This window comes from Parvibaculum sp. (genome assembly GCF_035325945.1).
Taxonomy (GTDB): Bacteria; Pseudomonadota; Alphaproteobacteria; order Parvibaculales; family Parvibaculaceae; genus Parvibaculum.
Genome location: NZ_DAOKYX010000017.1, coordinates 1 through 15,251, shown reverse-complemented (window position 1 = coordinate 15,251; position 15,251 = coordinate 1). Strand labels below are relative to the sequence as shown.

The following is a 15,251-nucleotide window of genomic DNA, read 5'->3' as shown; positions in this document are numbered from 1 at the left end:
GGAGACAAAACTGCGGCTTCGCGGCCACAGTCAGGGGCGGAAGACCGAATGGCAAGCCTTCCGCCACCATCCGCCGCAGGGCCGCCATGCGCCTTTCTTCATTTTGCCACAAAGGGCCAACATGTTTTGCCTTATGAGAAACCTCGACCATAGCAGGCGCATGCGGCAGATGATGCTCGCCGCCGCGGCCCTTGTCGGCATCGGCGTTCTCGCGCTCGCGGTCATGACGGCAACGGTGACACACGCCCATGCGGCGCAGACACAGGCTGCACGAACGCTCACCGACGCCGACAGGGCCGATCTCGACCGCATCAGCGCCTATCTCACGGGCCTCACCAATCTCCAGGGCAATTTCCTGCAGGTCGGGCCCGACGGATCGGTGACGGAGGGCAAGTTCTATCTGCGCCGTCCCGGCCGGCTGCGCTTCGAATATGCGCCGCCGACCAAACTCCTCGTCGTCGCGGACGGCACCTGGGTTGCGGTGAAGGACGGGTTTTCCGCCGTTCAGCGCTATCCCATCGGCTCGACGCCGCTCGGCATCCTGCTCGACAAGAATGTGAACATCGCCGAAGAGGTGGAAGTCCGCTCCGTCGAGCGCCAGCCCGGCGTGCTGCGCGTGACCGTCGCCGATCGCGGCCGGAATGCGGCGGGCGAGCTGACCCTCGTCTTCGACGAGCCCAACCTCCAGCTTCGCCAATGGGTGGTGACCGACGCGCAAGGGCTCCAGACAACCGTCGCGCTTCGCAACACCCAGTCCGGCCTTCGTGCCGACAATTCGCTTTTCGTCCTCAAGGACGAGCAGCGCCCGGGCATGCGCAATCCGCAATAGCACTCATTTCCCGGACGGGTTTGGCCGATTTTTGCCCGGAAAATGGGCACTTTTGGCGATTCACGTGACTTTCGGGCGCATTTTGCCGCCCCGCCTTGACCACTCCCCGGGGGGTCGTGGTAGCTCTTGAGGGCATGACCAGAAAGTTTTCCAGACGCCCGGTCGTCGGCGTGCCCTGCGACGTCAAACTGCTGGGAGCACACCCGTTTCATGCCGTTGGTGAGAAATACATCGCCGCGGTCGAGGGTGGCGCTCACACCAAGCCAGTCCTGCTTCCCGTTCCGCGCCTCTCCGATGGCGGCTTCGATCTCGAACGCGAACTGGATGAGATTTTCGCCCTTTGCGACGGTATTTTTCTCACCGGCTCGCTCTCGAACGTCCATCCGAGGAATTATGGCGGCACGGACCCGCGCGAAGGCGTGCTGCTCGACGAGCAACGCGACGCGCTGACGCTCGATCTGATCCGTGCTTCCGTCGCGCGCGGCGTTCCGATCTTCTGCGTCTGCCGTGGCTTTCAGGAAATGAACGTCGCGTTCGGCGGCACGCTGCATCAGCACTTGCAGGAAACCGAAAGCGAAAAGGGCTACGCGCCCCGCTTCGATCACCGCGAGCAAAAGGACGATCCGCTCGACGTGCAATACGGCCCCGCCCATGAGGTGGAGTTGACGCCGGGTGGCATTTTCGAGAAGATTCTCGGCACACGGACGATCAGCGTGAACTCGCTGCACGGCCAGGGAGTTGCGCGCGTTGCCGACGCCCTCGCCGTCGAAGGGCGGGCACCGGACGGTACGGTGGAGGCGATGAGCGTGAGGGATGCCCGCGCCTTCGCACTTGGCGTGCAGTGGCATCCCGAATGGAAATATTGGGAAAACCCGGTTTCGCAGAAATTGCTCCGGGCCTTTGGTGACGCGGTGCGCGAGGCCGCTTCGGTGCGTGATACGGAGGGTCGCTGACCTTCACGCCGGATCATCGCACCGGAATTCAATCGTGATGAGCGCGATCTTCTCGCAGACTTGCTTTCGCATATTCGGGTCGCGCCGGACAAAATGGAAAGAAATGGTGTCCCATGGTGACGGGGAACGAAACCGTCAATAACAAGGACGATCTGGTCAAATGGCTTAAGGACCGGCGCATTACGGAAGTCGAAGTGATGGTGTCGGATATGGCCGGCATCGCACGCGGCAAGATCCTTCCGACAAGGAAATTCATCTCGGGCCTGACGGAGCGCACGCTGCGCCTGCCGGAATCGATTTTCGGCCAGACAGTGACGGGCGACTTCATCGACAGCCCCGTGCTCTCCGATACGGAACCCGATATCGTTCTCGATCCCGATCCGCGCACGGTCCGCATCGTGCCCTGGTACGATGAGCCGACGGCGCAGATCATCTGCGAGGCGAATTATCGCGATGGTACCCATGTGCCGATCGCGCCGCGCAACGTGCTGAAGCGGGTGCTGGCTCTCTATGAAGAGAAGGGCTGGCAGCCGGTCGTCGCGCCGGAAATCGAGTTCTATCTCGCGGCAAAGAACATCGACCCCGACTATCCGCTCGAGCCGCCTGTCGGCACCAACGGACGGCGCGAGAACGCGCGCCAGTCCTACGGTATCGACGCGGTGAACGAGTTCGATCCCATCTTCGAGGACATGTATGATTTCTGCGAGGCGCAGGACCTCGACATCGATACGCTGATCCACGAGTCGGGCGCGGCGCAGGTCGAGATCAATTTCGATCACGGCGAGGCGCTCGAGATCGCCGATCAGGCGTTCCTCTTCAAGCGCACCATGCGCCAGGCGGCGCTGAAGCACGGCATCTACGCCACCTTCATGGCCAAGCCCTATGAGGGCGAGCCCGGCAGCGCGATGCATATTCACCAGTCGGTGGTCGATGTGGAGAGCGGCGACAATCTCTTCGCGACGAAGCAGGGCCGCGACACCAAGCTCTTCCTGTCCTACATCGCGGGCCTTCAGAAGCATCTCGCCGGCGCGATGCCGCTCATCGCTCCGAACGTCAACTCCTACCGCCGCATCGTCCGCGACCTCGCGGCCCCCATCAACACGCATTGGGGCCACGAGAACCGGACGGTGGGCCTGCGGATTCCCGAGGCGAAGCGCGCCGGGCGCCGCGTCGAGAACCGCGTGCCGGGCGCGGACTCGAACCCCTATCTCGCCATCGCCGCCTCTCTTGCCTGCGGCTATATCGGCATGATGGGCGATCTCGTGCCGACCAAGGAGATGAAGGGCAACGCCTATGAATCGAAGCGCTATGCGCTGCCGCGCCATCTTCTCGACGCGCTCGACCATCTGCGTTCGGCGAGCGAGCTGAAGGAAATCCTCGGCCACGACTTCGTGCAGGTCTATCTCGACGTGAAATACACCGAGCACGAGGCCTATCAGCAGGTCATCTCGGCCTGGGAGCGCGAGCACCTGCTACTGAACGTGTGAAGCGATACCGGCAGGCTCGCGCCGTCACCCGGACACGATCCGGGATGACGCGCGCGAGACTCGCCTCGCCGCCACGATTTCACTAGAATGAGCGCATGTCTCGCAGAGGTTTCCATAACAGCCGCCGCCAGAAGCGCGATCTTCTGATCCTCTGCGCGCGCATCGGCTACAACCCATAGAACCGCTCCGGCGCGGTTCGCCGAACCGCTCTCGACTTTTCCGCATCTCGACCAATCTGAGTACGGAGCGATCCCATGTCGCAGACAGTTGCGAAATCGAATCAGACGAAACGCTGGCAGGAGATGGATGCCGCCCATCATCTCCATCCCTTCACCACGCATCACGACCTCGCCGCCAAGGGCGCGCGCGTCATCACCAATGCCAAGGGCATCTATCTCTACGACTCCGAAGGCCGCCGCCTCATCGACGGCATGGCGGGCCTCTGGTGCGTGCAGGTGGGCTATGGCCGCGAAGAGCTGGCGGAAGCCGGCTACAAGGCGCTGAAGGAGCTTTCCTACTACAACAGCTTCTTCCAGACGACGAACCCCTATACGGCCGAGCTTTCGCAGCGCCTCTCGGAAGTCACGCCGAAAGGCATCGACCGCTTCTTCTTCGCCAATTCGGGCTCGGAAGGAAATGACAGCGCGGTCAAGATCATCCGCTATTTCTGGAACCTTCAGGGCAAGCCGAAGAAGAAGATCTTCATCGCCCGCAAGAAGGCCTATCACGGCGTGACGCTGGCGGCCGCTTCGCTGTCCGGCATCTCGGCCATGCATCCGCAGGCCGACCTGCCGCTTCCGGGCTTCGTGCATATCGACTGCCCCTACTGGTATGGCGAGGGCGGCGACATGACGCCCGATGAATTCGGCCTCAAGACGGCGCGTGCGCTCGAGGAGAAGATTCTCGAACTGGGCGCCGAGAACGTCGCCGCCTTCGTGGCCGAGCCCGTGCAGGGCGCAGGCGGCCTCATCATTCCGCCCGCGACCTATTGGGCCGAGATCAACCGCATCTGCAAGAAATACGACGTGCTCCTTCATATCGACGAAGTCATCTGCGGCTTCGGGCGCACGGGCCAGTGGTTCGGCTCGCAGACCTTCGGCATCGAGGCCGACATGATCAACATGGCCAAGGGGCTCTCGTCGGGCTATCAGCCAATCGCCGCCGTGGGCCTCGGCCAGCGCGTCGGCGATGCGCTCTTCCATGCGAAGGACGAGTGGTCGCACGGCTTCACCTATTCAGGCCACCCGGTCGCCTGCGCGGTCGCGCTCGCCAATCTCGATGTGCTGCAGAAGGAACGTCTCGTCGAGAAGGTCGGCGGAGCGACGGGCGCCCACTTCCAGAAGAAGCTCGCCGAACTCAACGATCATCCGCTCGTCGGCGAGACGCGCGGCGTGGGCCTGCTCGGCGCGATCGAACTCGTGAAGAACAAGAAGACGCGCGAGAAATACCCTTCCGAACTCGATGTCGGCTATCGCTGCCGCGTCCACTGCTTCGAGAACGGTCTCGTCATGCGCGCCATCGGCGACACCATGGTGCTGAGCCCACCCCTCGTCATCACCGAAAGCGAGCTCGACGAGCTTTTTGCGCTGGCGCGGAAATGCATCGATCTCGTCGCCCGGGATCTCGGCGTGCTCTGATCTGTCCCGTTACGGCACGGATCAGGGCCGGATAGCGGACCTTTCCGGGCCCTGAAGCAGCGGTTTTCAAGGCCGATCCGGCGTCGCCACGCCCAATTTGGAATTTGTTAAAAGATCGCCCCGCCCCCCATTGAACCGGGGCGGGGCGAAACCTATCTACCTGCCATGAGGGCGGAGCGAATGCCCTTCAGGCGACCTGCCCCCCGCTCGCCTGTTGTGGTGCTCCGGCCCCCGAGGGTGCCGGAATTCCCCTCCCGGCGCCAAAGCGCAGAAGAAGCGCGGTTGCGCCCCGTCTCCCCCCGGCGGGGCGCAACTTTTTTGCGCCCCCGCCAAAGAACCGACGAAGCCGGGGCGCAACTTTTTTGCGCGCCCGCCAAAAGAGTCAGCGAAGCCGGAGCGCAACTTTTCGCGCAGCCACGCGCCCGGGGCGCAAAGTTTTTCCCTTCCATGTATAAAGCTCCCCGACATGATTTTGCGAACGCCCCTCGCGCGCGAGACTTTCCATGCACGATGAAGACGACGAGCCGCACATCACGCTGAGCGACGAGGATCTCGACGCGCTGGAGGACGAGATCCCGCTCCTCAAAGCCGTGCGCCTTTTCGCCGAGGAGGCGGCCTCGATGCCGTGGTTCGCGCATCTCGGCGAACCGCTCGACCGCGAAACGAAAGCGCGCGCGCGGGCCTATCTCGACACGCTCGGCTTTCCCGATGCCGACATCGCGCTCGTCACCGACTGGGAAGAGGCGGGCGATGCGGCCGCGAACCTCGATTTCGACACCGCCCAATGGGAAGCCGAGGAAGCCCTGCGCGCCGCGCTGACCGCCGACGCGCTGGAGCATGTTTCGGAGGAGGGCTTGTCCATCGCTCTCACCCATGTTTCTGCGCTCCTCGCCGGGCGCGTGGGCGCGGCCGCGCGCGAGGCCTGCCTTCGTGCCGGTATCGACGACGAGGCGCTCGCCAATGCCGCCGCCGGCGCCGCCATCCAGGCGGCCCATGGCGCGGCCCTGTCGCTTATCGCGGCGAGCGGAGAGACGCATCCCTTCCGCTACAAGTTCTCGCTTTTCGCACATGGCCGCTGGCCCATCGGCATTGCCGGCCTTTCCTTCAATCTCTTCTGATCGGCCATGCGATGAAAACCCAATCCGGAACGAACCTCAAAATCGCCACCTGGAACATCAATTCCGTCCGCCTGCGGATTAATCTCGTCGAAGATTTCCTCGGCGGGGAGAACCCGGACATTCTCTGCCTGCAGGAAATCAAATGCACGACCGATGCCTTCCCCCTGAAGGCGATCCGCAAGGCGGGCTATGAGCACATCGCGGTCAACGGCCAGAAGGGCTATCACGGCGTCGCCATCGCGAGCCGCGTGCCTTTCAAGAAGGTCGAGGCGCGCGACTTCTGCAACAAGGGCGATGCCCGCCACATCTCGGTCGATCTCGACGTGCCGGGCGGGCTCACACTCCACAATTTCTATGTGCCTGCGGGCGGCGACGAGCCCGATCCGGTCGTGAACGATAAATTCGCGCACAAGCTCGACTTCCTGCGCGAGATGACCGCCTTTTATGACGGGCTGAAGCGCAAGAGCGAAAATCGCATGGTCCTTGTCGGCGATCTCAACATCGCGCCGCTCGAACACGACGTCTGGTCGCACAAGCAGCTTCTCAAGGTCGTCAGCCACACGCCGGTGGAGGTCGACCTGATGAACGAGCTGATGGCCTCTCATGACTGGATCGACGTGATGCGCCGTTTCGTGCCCGCCGATCAGAAGCTCTATTCGTGGTGGAGCTACAGGGCGAAGGACTGGGAAGCCTCCGACCGCGGACGGCGGCTCGATCACATCTGGGTGACGCCCGCGCTCGCCGACGCGCCGCAATCCATGAAGGTGCTGAAAGAGGCGAGAGGATGGGAGCGGGCATCCGACCATGTTCCGGTGGTCGCAAGCCTGAGGCTCTAGCTGGGGGGAGCCAGCTTAGGGGGTAGGGTGGCCTCGCTTCGACGCCCGCTCCTGGGGCTCCTCCCTCGGCGCGATGGCGTTCCGGAATCCGGCCGCCATTTCTTTTCGCTCGGGGTAGCGGGTCAACATTAGGGTGTTGACCCTAGGGACGCAAGAGCCCACCATGCCCGCCGACCGACTTTTCCGAAACAGGGCTTCGATGGCACCGAACACCAAAGACCGGATTCTCGTCGCAAGCCTGAGGCTCTTTAACGAAAACGGCTACGATACCGTCACCACGGCCCGGATCGCGGAAGAGGTGGGCATCTCGGAGGGGAACCTCTGGTATCACTTCCGCACCAAGAAGGACCTGGTGCGCGCTCACCAGCACAATCTCATCCGCCGCATCGACACCCGGCTGGCGATCAAATCGACGCCCGAAACCGTGCTCGACGCCTATGTGCTCTTCAATCGCATGGTGTTTCAGGAGGTCTGGGACTACCAGTTCCTCTATCGCGACCAGGCCGAATTCGGCCGGACCTCGCCCGAGCTCGAAGGCAAGGTGCACCGCGTCTATGAGCTGACGACCGCCATGCTTCAGAAGATGTTCCGCCACATGATCGAGGCGGGGCATCTCTCCATGCCGGTCGACCAGATTGCGCCGCTCGCCGACAACGTCTGGGTGGTGGTGCGCTACTGGCCGAGCTTTCTGCGCGAGACGCGCCGCGTCGTGAAGCTCGACAAATCAGCGCTCAATGGCGGCATCCGCCATCACTTCGCGCTCTTCGAAACCCATCTGACGGACGAGGCCCGCGCCTATCTGGAAGTACACGCCTATGGCTGAGGGGAAGAGCACGGACCTTCGCGGGGCCTGATCCTCAACCGGCCGGTTTTTCCTTGCGCTTCAGCGTGACGAAGGTTGCGGTCGAGCTTCCTGTCGCGAGCAGGGTGCCGTCCTCGCTCAGAAGCTCCCCCTCGATGAAGCCGACGGACTTGCCGCGCTTGATGACGCGGCCCCGCCCGATGATGCGGCCGGGACGGGCCGGATTGAGCATCGAGACCTTGAGTTCCAGCGTGGGGCTGATCTGACCCCATTCGAGGTCGAGGCCGACGGCGAGGCTCATCACATCGTCGAGCATGGCCGCGACCATGCCGCCCTGAATGCCGCCCCACATGTTACAAAGCTCCGTACTCGCATTGAAGGCGACCTCGACGGTTCGCGCCGCCGGATCCGCGTCGAGGATTTCGAGGCCGAGATAGCGGCTTGCCGGCGCCATGCGCTTGAAGACCGCCTTGATGTTCGGCGGCCAGTCCCTGGCCTCCGCCTCGTTGGGCGCGCTCTCTTTCGTCTCGCTCATATCTCTCTCCGCACTCCGAGCCGCCGCCCGACCTCGGCAACTTCGCCGCCGACCGCCGCGAGGCGGGCCGCAAGGGCCCGCGCGACCGCGCCCGCCATTTCCGGAAACTCCTCCATCAGCCTCTGAAAGAGATAGCGGCTGATCCGCAAGGTCTTGACCGGGCTCGCCGCTCTGACGGTCGAGCGGCGCAACCCCTCGCGGAAGAGGGCGGTTTCGCCGATGAGGTCGCCCCTGTCAAGCCGCAGCGCCCTCTTGCCCGTTTCGGGCGTCTCCCCGCCCAGATGGGCGAGCATGACCGCCTCGCCTTCGATGATGAGATAGGCATCGTCCGCAGGCTCGCCCGCCTCGAAAAGCGTTTCCCCGGCGGCAAAGTCCCGCCGCTCCGCCGTGAAGGCGATCACCTCGAGCCTGACCGGATCGAGTCCGACAAAAAGATCGTGCCCGCGCATGAGCGCGATGACGGTTGCAAGGTTCATGGGGGCGAGCATAGCGAAACGAGGGGCGGCGGCGAAGGGGGGTAGGCCGAGGCGAGAGCCGGGCTCATTTGCCCTCCGCCCGCCCAGCCGCTATGAAGACAGCCGGCGAGGAGGCGCGCTATGAAGGACATTGGCACGGTGATCTGGGATTTTCCCGATCCCTTCATCCATGAAGTGACGGTCGAGCCGCATCATATCGACGATTTTCAGCACACGAACAATGTCGTCTATCTGACCTGGATGGCGAAGACCGCCTGGGAACATTCCAAGGCGCTCGGCCTCGACTTCGCCGCCTATGCGAAGCTCAATCGCGGCATGGTGGTGCGCCGCCACGAGCTTGAATATTTCGCGCCCTCCCATGCCGGCGATCGCGTGCTCGTCGCCACATGGATCACCGGCAATGACGGCAGGCTGCGGCTTCGCCGCCGCTTCCAGATGGTCAACGCCGCAACCGGCGTGACGCTGCTGCGCGGCCTTTCCGACTTCGTCTGCATCAATATCGAAACCGGCAAGGCGACCCGCATGCCGGCGGAATTCGTCGCGACCTACCGGCTGACGGCGACGGTCGAAGGCGACGCCTGAAGGCGGGCGCTTTTGCTGCGGTGCGGCGAATTGCCCCCTTGGCCCCGCGCGGCCGATCCGGCACATGACGGGCGAGCTTCAGTTCCTCGTACTCCGGAGGCCGCCATGGACCGCATCGACGGCGCCACGCTCTTTTCCGTCAACATCGTTCTCCTGATCGCGCTGGGCGCCATGTTCTGGGGCGCGACGGCCATTCTCATCGCCGCCCTCATCGGCACGCCCATCATGCTCACGATCATCGTCATGCTGGCGCGGCCGCGCCGCATCTGACGCGCGCGAAAACGTCTAGGCGGCGAGCACCGCCGCCTGCGCCGGATCGAGATATTCCTCCAGCCGCGTGATGCGCCCATCCGCCACCTGCACGACGAGGCAGGCGGGCATGGAAAAGGCTTCGCCATTCGGCCGCCTGCCGCTCAGCACATGCTGCTGGAGATAGCCGCCGGGAATGACGACGCGCCGCACGATGTTGTATTTGCGCTGGGGCAACGCGCGCGCGAGCCAGCGCAGCACCCTGAGATTTTCTTCGACCGTCTGATCGGCATTGTCGAAATTGTGCCAGATCGCCGCGTCGGGCGCGTAGCAGGCCCTGACGCCCTCCATGTCGCCTTCTTCGATCGCATGCGTGAACCTTTCCGCAAGCGCCAGAACCTCGGCTTCGTCCCCCGCCATTCGTTCCCTCTGATCCGTTACGGCACCAGCCTGTAGCCGCCCGCCTCCGTCACGAGGATCCGCGCATTGGACGGGTCTTTTTCGATCTTCTGCCGGAGCCGGTAGATATGCGTTTCGAGCGTATGCGTCGTCACGCCTGAATTATAGCCCCACACCTCGGTGAGCAGCACATCGCGGCCGACCATGCTGTTCCCGGCGCGATAGAGAAACTTGAGAATGCTGGTTTCCTTTTCCGTCAGCCGGATCTTCCTGTCCGCCGCGTCGACGAGAAGCTTCGCGCCCGGGCGGAAACTGTAGGGGCCGATATTCAGAACGGCATCCTCGCTCTGCTCGAAATTTCGCAGATGCGCCCGAATGCGCGCCAGCAGCACGCCGAAGCGGAAGGGCTTCGTCACATAGTCGTTGGCGCCCGCATCGAGGCCGAGGATCGTGTCGGCATCGGTATCGGCGCCCGTCAGCATGATGACAGGGGCCTTGAGCCCCGCCTTGCGCATGAGCCGGCAGGCTTCACGCCCGTCCATGTCGGGAAGCCCCACATCGAGCAGGATGAGATCGACGTGATGGGCGCGCACATGCTCCACGCCCGCCGCCGCTATCGGCGCGACGGCGACCTCGAACTCCTCGTGAAGCTCGAGTTGCTCCGTCAGGGAAACCCGAAGCGCCTCGTCATCCTCGACGATGAGTATCCTCTTCCTGGGCATGTGTCAGAGGCCGTATCCGAATTTGCGAATATGCTTTTCGAGGAGCGGCAGCGCCGGGGCCAGATGTTTCTCATAGCGCCGCCAGCGATCCGCCGCGCTCGTATAGAGCGGCTGGATCACCTGCGCATAGGAGGGTGTACGGATCGTTCCGCGCGCGAGCGCATGAGCCGCGGGATCGGCCTGCGCCTCGTGCCAGGGAAGGCCGAGAAAATCGAGCACCGGCGTCACCTCGCCCCTGAGATCGCGGATCAGATTCTCGTACCGCACCTCGACGACATTGAGCGGCAGAAGCTCCGCGCAGGTCTGCCACAGCGTCATGACCCGGTCATAGAGCCGGGCGGAGTCCTCGATCGTCAGGAAATTCGCCATCGAGGAATTGAGCTGGAAGTCCTGCATGAAGCAGGACAGAACGCTGTCGGCCGGATGGCGCAGGGCGAGGATGAACTTCGCCTCCGGAAAGACGCGCTGAATGAGCGCGGCGTGAATGAGATTGAGCGGCAGCTTGTTGATGACCACCTTGCCGCGAAAGTCCGCCTTCTCCGTTTCGAGGGCCGCCCAATAGACCTTGCGCAGGCGCGCGCGCTCCGCCTCGCCGATCTCCGCCAGCGCCGCCGGATAGCCGCCCTTCACGGCGTCGACCGCATCGCGCACCGGAATGATGAGCGGCAGTTCCTCCAGCACCTGCACATCGGGATGCGCGTCGAGGATCTGATCGAGAAGCGTCGTGCCGGAGCGGGGGAAGCCGACCAGAAAGACCGGCGCGGCGCGATGGCCGGGCTCGGCCGAGGGCGGTGGAAGCTCCCGCCATGTTGCCACATGCGCTGGCGTCAGCGTATCGATGAGGTGCTCCACCTGGGCGAGATAGACGTTCTTGTCGCAACGCTGGGCCGCTGCCTCCTTCGCCGCCGCGTCGTTCTGCTGCACGAAGTGATGGAAGGCGGCATCCGTATCGCCGAGCCTGTCGCAGATCTGCGCAAGCTCGGCGTGGAGCGCGCGCATCTCGTCGACCGGCAGGGCGTCCCTGGCGGCGGCTTCGAGTTCGGTCCGAAGCGTCGCGAGGAGAGCCATATCGCCGGACGCATTGCGGCGCAGGATGCGCGAGCGCATTCTCCGTGCGCTGACCAGCTTGGGGTCGAGAGCCATCGCTTCCTCGATGCAGGCAAGCGCCGGCTCCATTTCGGTCAGCCTTTCGTGAAGCTCGGCCTTCAGCACCAGAAGCGCCGCAGGCGTCCGCTCGAGGCGGCGGCGCGCCTCCTCGCACAGATCGAGCCCTTCGCGGAACCCGCCGCGCTGCATGAGGACGCGGATCGCCTGCACATAGGGAAGCGCGTCCCGCGGATCGAGCCGCATCATCTCGCGAAGATCGGCCAGCGCGTCTTCCGTCCGTTGAAGCGCCTCGTAAACCCGGCTGCGATGAAGGAGCGCGAGCCGGAATCCCGGCGTCATGTCGAGCGCGCGTGCGTAAGAGGCGAGCGCTTCGTCCGTCTTGCCGAGCGCCGCCCTGGCGTTGCCGAGATTGACGAGGATATTGGCGTGCGGTTTGCCGCTCCTGAGCGCCAGCAGGATGAGTTCCTCGGCATCCTCGGGCTTGCCCGTATCGAAGGCGATGAGGCCGAGAAGATGGAGCGCGTCGGGCTGGCCTGGATCGAAATTGAGAACCTGTTTGAGGATCGCGGCCGCGCCCGCATAGTCGCGCCGCTCGAAACGCTCGGCCGCCGCCTTGACGCCGCCCAGAAGCTCCTCGGCCGTGGGACGGCGCGTGCGGACGGGCTGCCCATAGGCGGAGAAGGGCAGTCCCACGGTGGGCCGCGCCTGGCCCGTGGCGCTGCCCATTGCGCTGCCCATGGCGCTAGGCGGCAGGGGCACTGTCGGCCGCGCTCCGGGCCGGAGGGGAAACGGGTTCTGGCCGGGCTTGGGCGGGCGCTTGCTCATCGGGGCTTTGGTCCTTCGGCGTTGCGGGCGGAGTTTGCCACAGGGTCCGGCGCGCTCCAAACCGCGAGGGCACACTCATAGCCGGACCCGTTCCGACCCGGCAAGCTCTGCCGGGCGGAGCGGCTTATTCCCGGGCCGAGGCCCGCAAGCCATTGAATTCATGCGGCTCTGGCTCTGGCTCGTCTCTTGCTCCATGGATGGCGACTGAGTTTCTGCAGGGCCCTCATGACCGAAGCCGCGCTCACCGTTCCGCACCTCACGCATGGCAAGCACAACATGGCTTCCGATGCCTTCGCGGCCCTGCGCGCAGCGCGGGCGAACGGCACCGCGCCCGCCGGTCAGGAACTCGGCTTCTCCGACCTTCTGGATACGCTGAACCCGCTCCAGCACATTCCGGTCGTCGCCCAGATCTATCGCCATGTGACGGGGGACACGATCGGCCCGGCGGCCCGCGTGGCGGGCGGCGCGCTTTATGGCGGGCCTATCGGGCTCATCGCCTCGATGATCGACGCGGCCGTCGCCGAAAAGACCGGCAGCGACATCGGCGAGCACATGTTCGCGGGCCTGACGGGCGAGGCGCCGCATACGCAAATCGCCGCTGCCCCGCGCGACGAAGCGCCCGCGACGGGCCCGGAACGCGCGCCCCCGCAAATGGCGGCGGCCGAACCGGAAACGACGGCCTCGATCGCGAAACCCGCCGCGCCCGCCAATGCCGCGCCGAAGCCCGTTCCATCAGCCATGCCGCAACTGAGCGCGGACGCCTTCAACGCGCTGATGAACTCATTCGAGACCCCCCACGCGGCGAAGCCCGCGAAACCTGAAGTGAAGGCGAAACCCGCGCCGCAGCTCGCAACCGCCACGACGCCATCCGCCGGAAAGCCGCTCGATCTGACGCCAGCGAAGCCCGCCATGCCGAAGGACCTCGCGGGCACCATGCAGGATGCTCTCGACCAGCTCGAAGCGCTGCGGCGTGAGCATCCGGATATGCCGCCCGTCGCTGCCTTCGCGCCGCCCGGCGCGAGCGGGCTCTGAACCTGTAATCCCTTGGCGGCGGCCGGGCGCAGGGCCTAAGCTCGCGCCATGTATATTCACGTAAGCGCGAAGCCCGGCGCGCATATAGGGCGGCTGAAATTCGGCGATCTCGACTTTCCCTGCGCTCTCGGCCGGTCGGGCATCGTCGCCACGAAACGCGAGGGCGATGGCGGCACGCCTGAGGGCCGCTTCGCGCTGCGGGAGTTGCACTGGCGCGCGGACCGGCTCTCGACGCCCGCGACCGCGCTCAGGCGGAGGCTGATCGCAAGGAGCGACGGCTGGTGCGATGCGCCATCCGATCCCGCCTATAATCGCCCGGTGGCGCTGCCTTACAGGGCAAGCGCCGAAACGCTCTGGCGCGACGACCACCTCTACGATCTCCTCGTTCCGCTCGGCTACAATGACGAGCCCGTGGTGCCGGGCGCTGGCAGCGCGATCTTCTTCCATCTGGCGAATGAGAAGGGTGGCGAACTCGGCGCGACGGAAGGTTGCGTGGCGCTCCGGCTGGCCGACATGCTGGTGCTTCTCGCCCGCGTGGCGCCCGCGACCGAGATGGAGATCGCGCTAGCTGCGTGAGCCGAAAAGAGCGCTCCCGATCCGCACATGCGTGGCGCCGAGGGCGATCGCCGTTTCGAAATCGCCGCTCATGCCCATGGAGAGGCGGGCAAGGCCGTTCCGCCGCGCGATCTTGTCGAGAAGGGCGAAATGCAGCGCCGGTTCCTCATCGACCGGCGGAATGCACATGAGCCCTTCGATCGCGAGCCCATGCACATCGTGGCAGCGGGCGATGAAGGCATCGGCCTCGCGCGGCGCGACGCCCGCCTTCTGCGGCTCCTCGCCCGTGTTGACCTGAATGAAGAGCCGCGGAAGCCGCGCGCCCTCCGCCCGCGCCTTGACGAGCGCGGCGGCGAGCCGCTCGCGGTCGAGCGTATGGATCGCATCGAACAGCGAAAGGGCCTGGGCGAGCTTGTTCGTCTGCAAGGGGCCGATGAGATGGAGTTCGATATCCGCATGGCCCGCCTTGAGCGCCGGCCATTTCGCCGCCGCCTCCTGCACGCGGTTCTCGCCGAAGACGCGCTGACCGGCCTCGATCAGCGGCGAGATATCCTCCGCGCCGAAGGTCTTGGAGACGGCAACGAGCGTCACCTCGCGCGGATCGCGCCCCGCCGCGCGCGCGGCCTTGTCGATGCGTGCCCTGATGGCCGCAAGGCGCGATGCGGGCGTCTCGCTCTCGGCTTGCCGATCCTTTAGGCTGTTGCTCATCTCTTCTCCGTCCGATTGGAGCCGAAGCTAGTGGCCCGCGAAAAGACTGGCAAGCCGTGGAGATGGCCGCGCCTCCTGCTTCTGACCGATCCGGCCCGCCAGCCCGACCCGGAAAAGGCGATTGCCGAGGCGCCGCGCGGGGCGGGCGTCATCTTCCGCGCTTATGGAGCCCGACCCGACCCGGCGCGTCTTCGCGCGCTGGGACGCATGGCGGCACGGAAGGACATTCTGCTTCTCGTCGCGGGCGATGACAGGGCGGCGCGGGGGCTCGGGGTCGGCGGCCTGCACCTTCCGCAATACAGGCTCAAATCTCCGTCCACGGAACATATGTTCCACTCCGCGAGGCGCGGCAAGCCCGGCCTCGTCGTCACCGCGGCGGCTCATGACGAGCGCGCGATC

18 protein-coding genes are annotated in these 15,251 nt (G+C 65.0%); 12 read left to right on the top strand and 6 right to left on the bottom strand.

Annotated elements, in window-relative coordinates:
* Positions 1 to 169: 169 nt before the first annotated feature.
* The 7 genes from PKA57_RS09670 (at position 170) to PKA57_RS09640 (ending at position 7,683) form a co-directional block, all read left to right on the top strand.
* A complete protein-coding gene (locus PKA57_RS09670) occupies positions 170 to 829 on the top strand; it encodes an outer membrane lipoprotein carrier protein LolA (protein ID WP_324299969.1) in 660 nt (219 codons plus the stop codon).
* A gap of 134 nt (positions 830 to 963) precedes the next feature.
* On the top strand, positions 964 to 1,782 hold the full coding sequence (locus PKA57_RS09665) for a gamma-glutamyl-gamma-aminobutyrate hydrolase family protein (RefSeq protein WP_324299967.1): 819 nt from the start codon (positions 964 to 966) through the stop codon (positions 1,780 to 1,782).
* A 113-nt stretch (positions 1,783 to 1,895) separates the two neighbouring features.
* Positions 1,896 to 3,269 carry a glutamine synthetase family protein gene (locus PKA57_RS09660; RefSeq protein WP_324299965.1) on the top strand — a complete coding sequence of 458 codons (1,374 nt, stop codon included), beginning with the start codon at positions 1,896 to 1,898 and terminating at the stop codon, positions 3,267 to 3,269.
* A gap of 254 nt (positions 3,270 to 3,523) precedes the next feature.
* Positions 3,524 to 4,906 (top strand): aspartate aminotransferase family protein, encoded by a 1,383-nt coding sequence (locus PKA57_RS09655; RefSeq protein ID WP_324299963.1) that lies wholly within the window; start codon positions 3,524 to 3,526, stop codon positions 4,904 to 4,906.
* A 503-nt stretch (positions 4,907 to 5,409) separates the two neighbouring features.
* Complete coding sequence (locus tag PKA57_RS09650; protein ID WP_324299961.1) at positions 5,410 to 6,024, top strand: hypothetical protein; 615 nt, start codon at positions 5,410 to 5,412, stop codon at positions 6,022 to 6,024.
* Between the two features lie 11 nt (positions 6,025 to 6,035).
* A complete protein-coding gene (gene xth, locus PKA57_RS09645) occupies positions 6,036 to 6,860 on the top strand; it encodes an exodeoxyribonuclease III (protein WP_324299959.1) in 825 nt (274 codons plus the stop codon).
* A 199-nt stretch (positions 6,861 to 7,059) separates the two neighbouring features.
* Complete coding sequence (locus PKA57_RS09640) at positions 7,060 to 7,683, top strand: TetR/AcrR family transcriptional regulator (RefSeq protein ID WP_324299957.1); 624 nt, start codon at positions 7,060 to 7,062, stop codon at positions 7,681 to 7,683.
* Positions 7,684 to 7,717: 34 nt separating this feature from the next.
* Here PKA57_RS09640 and PKA57_RS09635 read toward each other — a convergent pair whose 3' ends face one another.
* A complete protein-coding gene (locus PKA57_RS09635; RefSeq protein WP_324299955.1) occupies positions 7,718 to 8,197 on the bottom strand; it encodes a PaaI family thioesterase in 480 nt (159 codons plus the stop codon).
* Positions 8,194 to 8,673 (bottom strand): cyclic nucleotide-binding domain-containing protein, encoded by a 480-nt coding sequence (locus tag PKA57_RS09630; RefSeq protein WP_324299953.1) that lies wholly within the window; start codon positions 8,671 to 8,673, stop codon positions 8,194 to 8,196. The genes PKA57_RS09635 and PKA57_RS09630 overlap by 4 nt, the downstream gene beginning before the upstream one ends.
* 120 nt (positions 8,674 to 8,793) lie before the next feature.
* On the opposite strand from PKA57_RS09630, the gene PKA57_RS09625 reads away from it, so the two are divergent.
* Positions 8,794 to 9,255: a thioesterase family protein gene (locus PKA57_RS09625; RefSeq protein ID WP_324299951.1), complete on the top strand. Its 462-nt coding sequence runs from the start codon at positions 8,794 to 8,796 to the stop codon at positions 9,253 to 9,255.
* A 105-nt stretch (positions 9,256 to 9,360) separates the two neighbouring features.
* Entirely contained in the window at positions 9,361 to 9,525 is a 165-nt protein-coding gene (locus tag PKA57_RS09620; RefSeq protein WP_324299949.1) for a hypothetical protein, read from the top strand.
* 15 nt (positions 9,526 to 9,540) lie between these two features.
* Here the strand turns inward: PKA57_RS09620 and PKA57_RS09615 are convergent, their stop codons facing one another.
* Genes PKA57_RS09615 through PKA57_RS09605 form a run of 3 tightly spaced genes read right to left on the bottom strand, consistent with a single transcriptional unit; the run spans position 9,541 to position 12,557 of the window.
* Positions 9,541 to 9,924 (bottom strand): nuclear transport factor 2 family protein, encoded by a 384-nt coding sequence (locus PKA57_RS09615; protein WP_324299947.1) that lies wholly within the window; start codon positions 9,922 to 9,924, stop codon positions 9,541 to 9,543.
* A 17-nt stretch (positions 9,925 to 9,941) separates the two neighbouring features.
* Positions 9,942 to 10,625 (bottom strand): response regulator transcription factor, encoded by a 684-nt coding sequence (locus PKA57_RS09610; RefSeq protein ID WP_324299945.1) that lies wholly within the window; start codon positions 10,623 to 10,625, stop codon positions 9,942 to 9,944.
* A gap of 3 nt (positions 10,626 to 10,628) precedes the next feature.
* The gene (locus PKA57_RS09605) at positions 10,629 to 12,557 is read right to left on the bottom strand and encodes a sulfotransferase (protein WP_324299943.1); all 1,929 of its coding nucleotides are present in this window, start codon (positions 12,555 to 12,557) and stop codon (positions 10,629 to 10,631) included.
* A gap of 225 nt (positions 12,558 to 12,782) precedes the next feature.
* On the opposite strand from PKA57_RS09605, the gene PKA57_RS09600 reads away from it, so the two are divergent.
* Together PKA57_RS09600 and PKA57_RS09595 are read left to right on the top strand one after the other, a co-directional pair.
* Positions 12,783 to 13,589 carry a hypothetical protein gene (locus PKA57_RS09600; protein WP_324299941.1) on the top strand — a complete coding sequence of 269 codons (807 nt, stop codon included), beginning with the start codon at positions 12,783 to 12,785 and terminating at the stop codon, positions 13,587 to 13,589.
* A gap of 48 nt (positions 13,590 to 13,637) precedes the next feature.
* On the top strand, positions 13,638 to 14,165 hold the full coding sequence (locus PKA57_RS09595) for a L,D-transpeptidase family protein (RefSeq protein WP_324299939.1): 528 nt from the start codon (positions 13,638 to 13,640) through the stop codon (positions 14,163 to 14,165).
* Here the strand turns inward: PKA57_RS09595 and PKA57_RS09590 are convergent.
* Positions 14,154 to 14,852, bottom strand: a complete 699-nt coding sequence (locus PKA57_RS09590) for a YggS family pyridoxal phosphate-dependent enzyme (RefSeq protein ID WP_324299936.1) — start codon at positions 14,850 to 14,852, stop codon at positions 14,154 to 14,156. The genes PKA57_RS09595 and PKA57_RS09590 overlap by 12 nt on opposite strands.
* A gap of 30 nt (positions 14,853 to 14,882) precedes the next feature.
* Here PKA57_RS09590 and PKA57_RS09585 point away from each other — a divergent pair.
* On the top strand, positions 14,883 to 15,251 hold a 369-nt coding region (locus PKA57_RS09585; RefSeq protein WP_324299934.1), incomplete at its 3' end, for a hypothetical protein.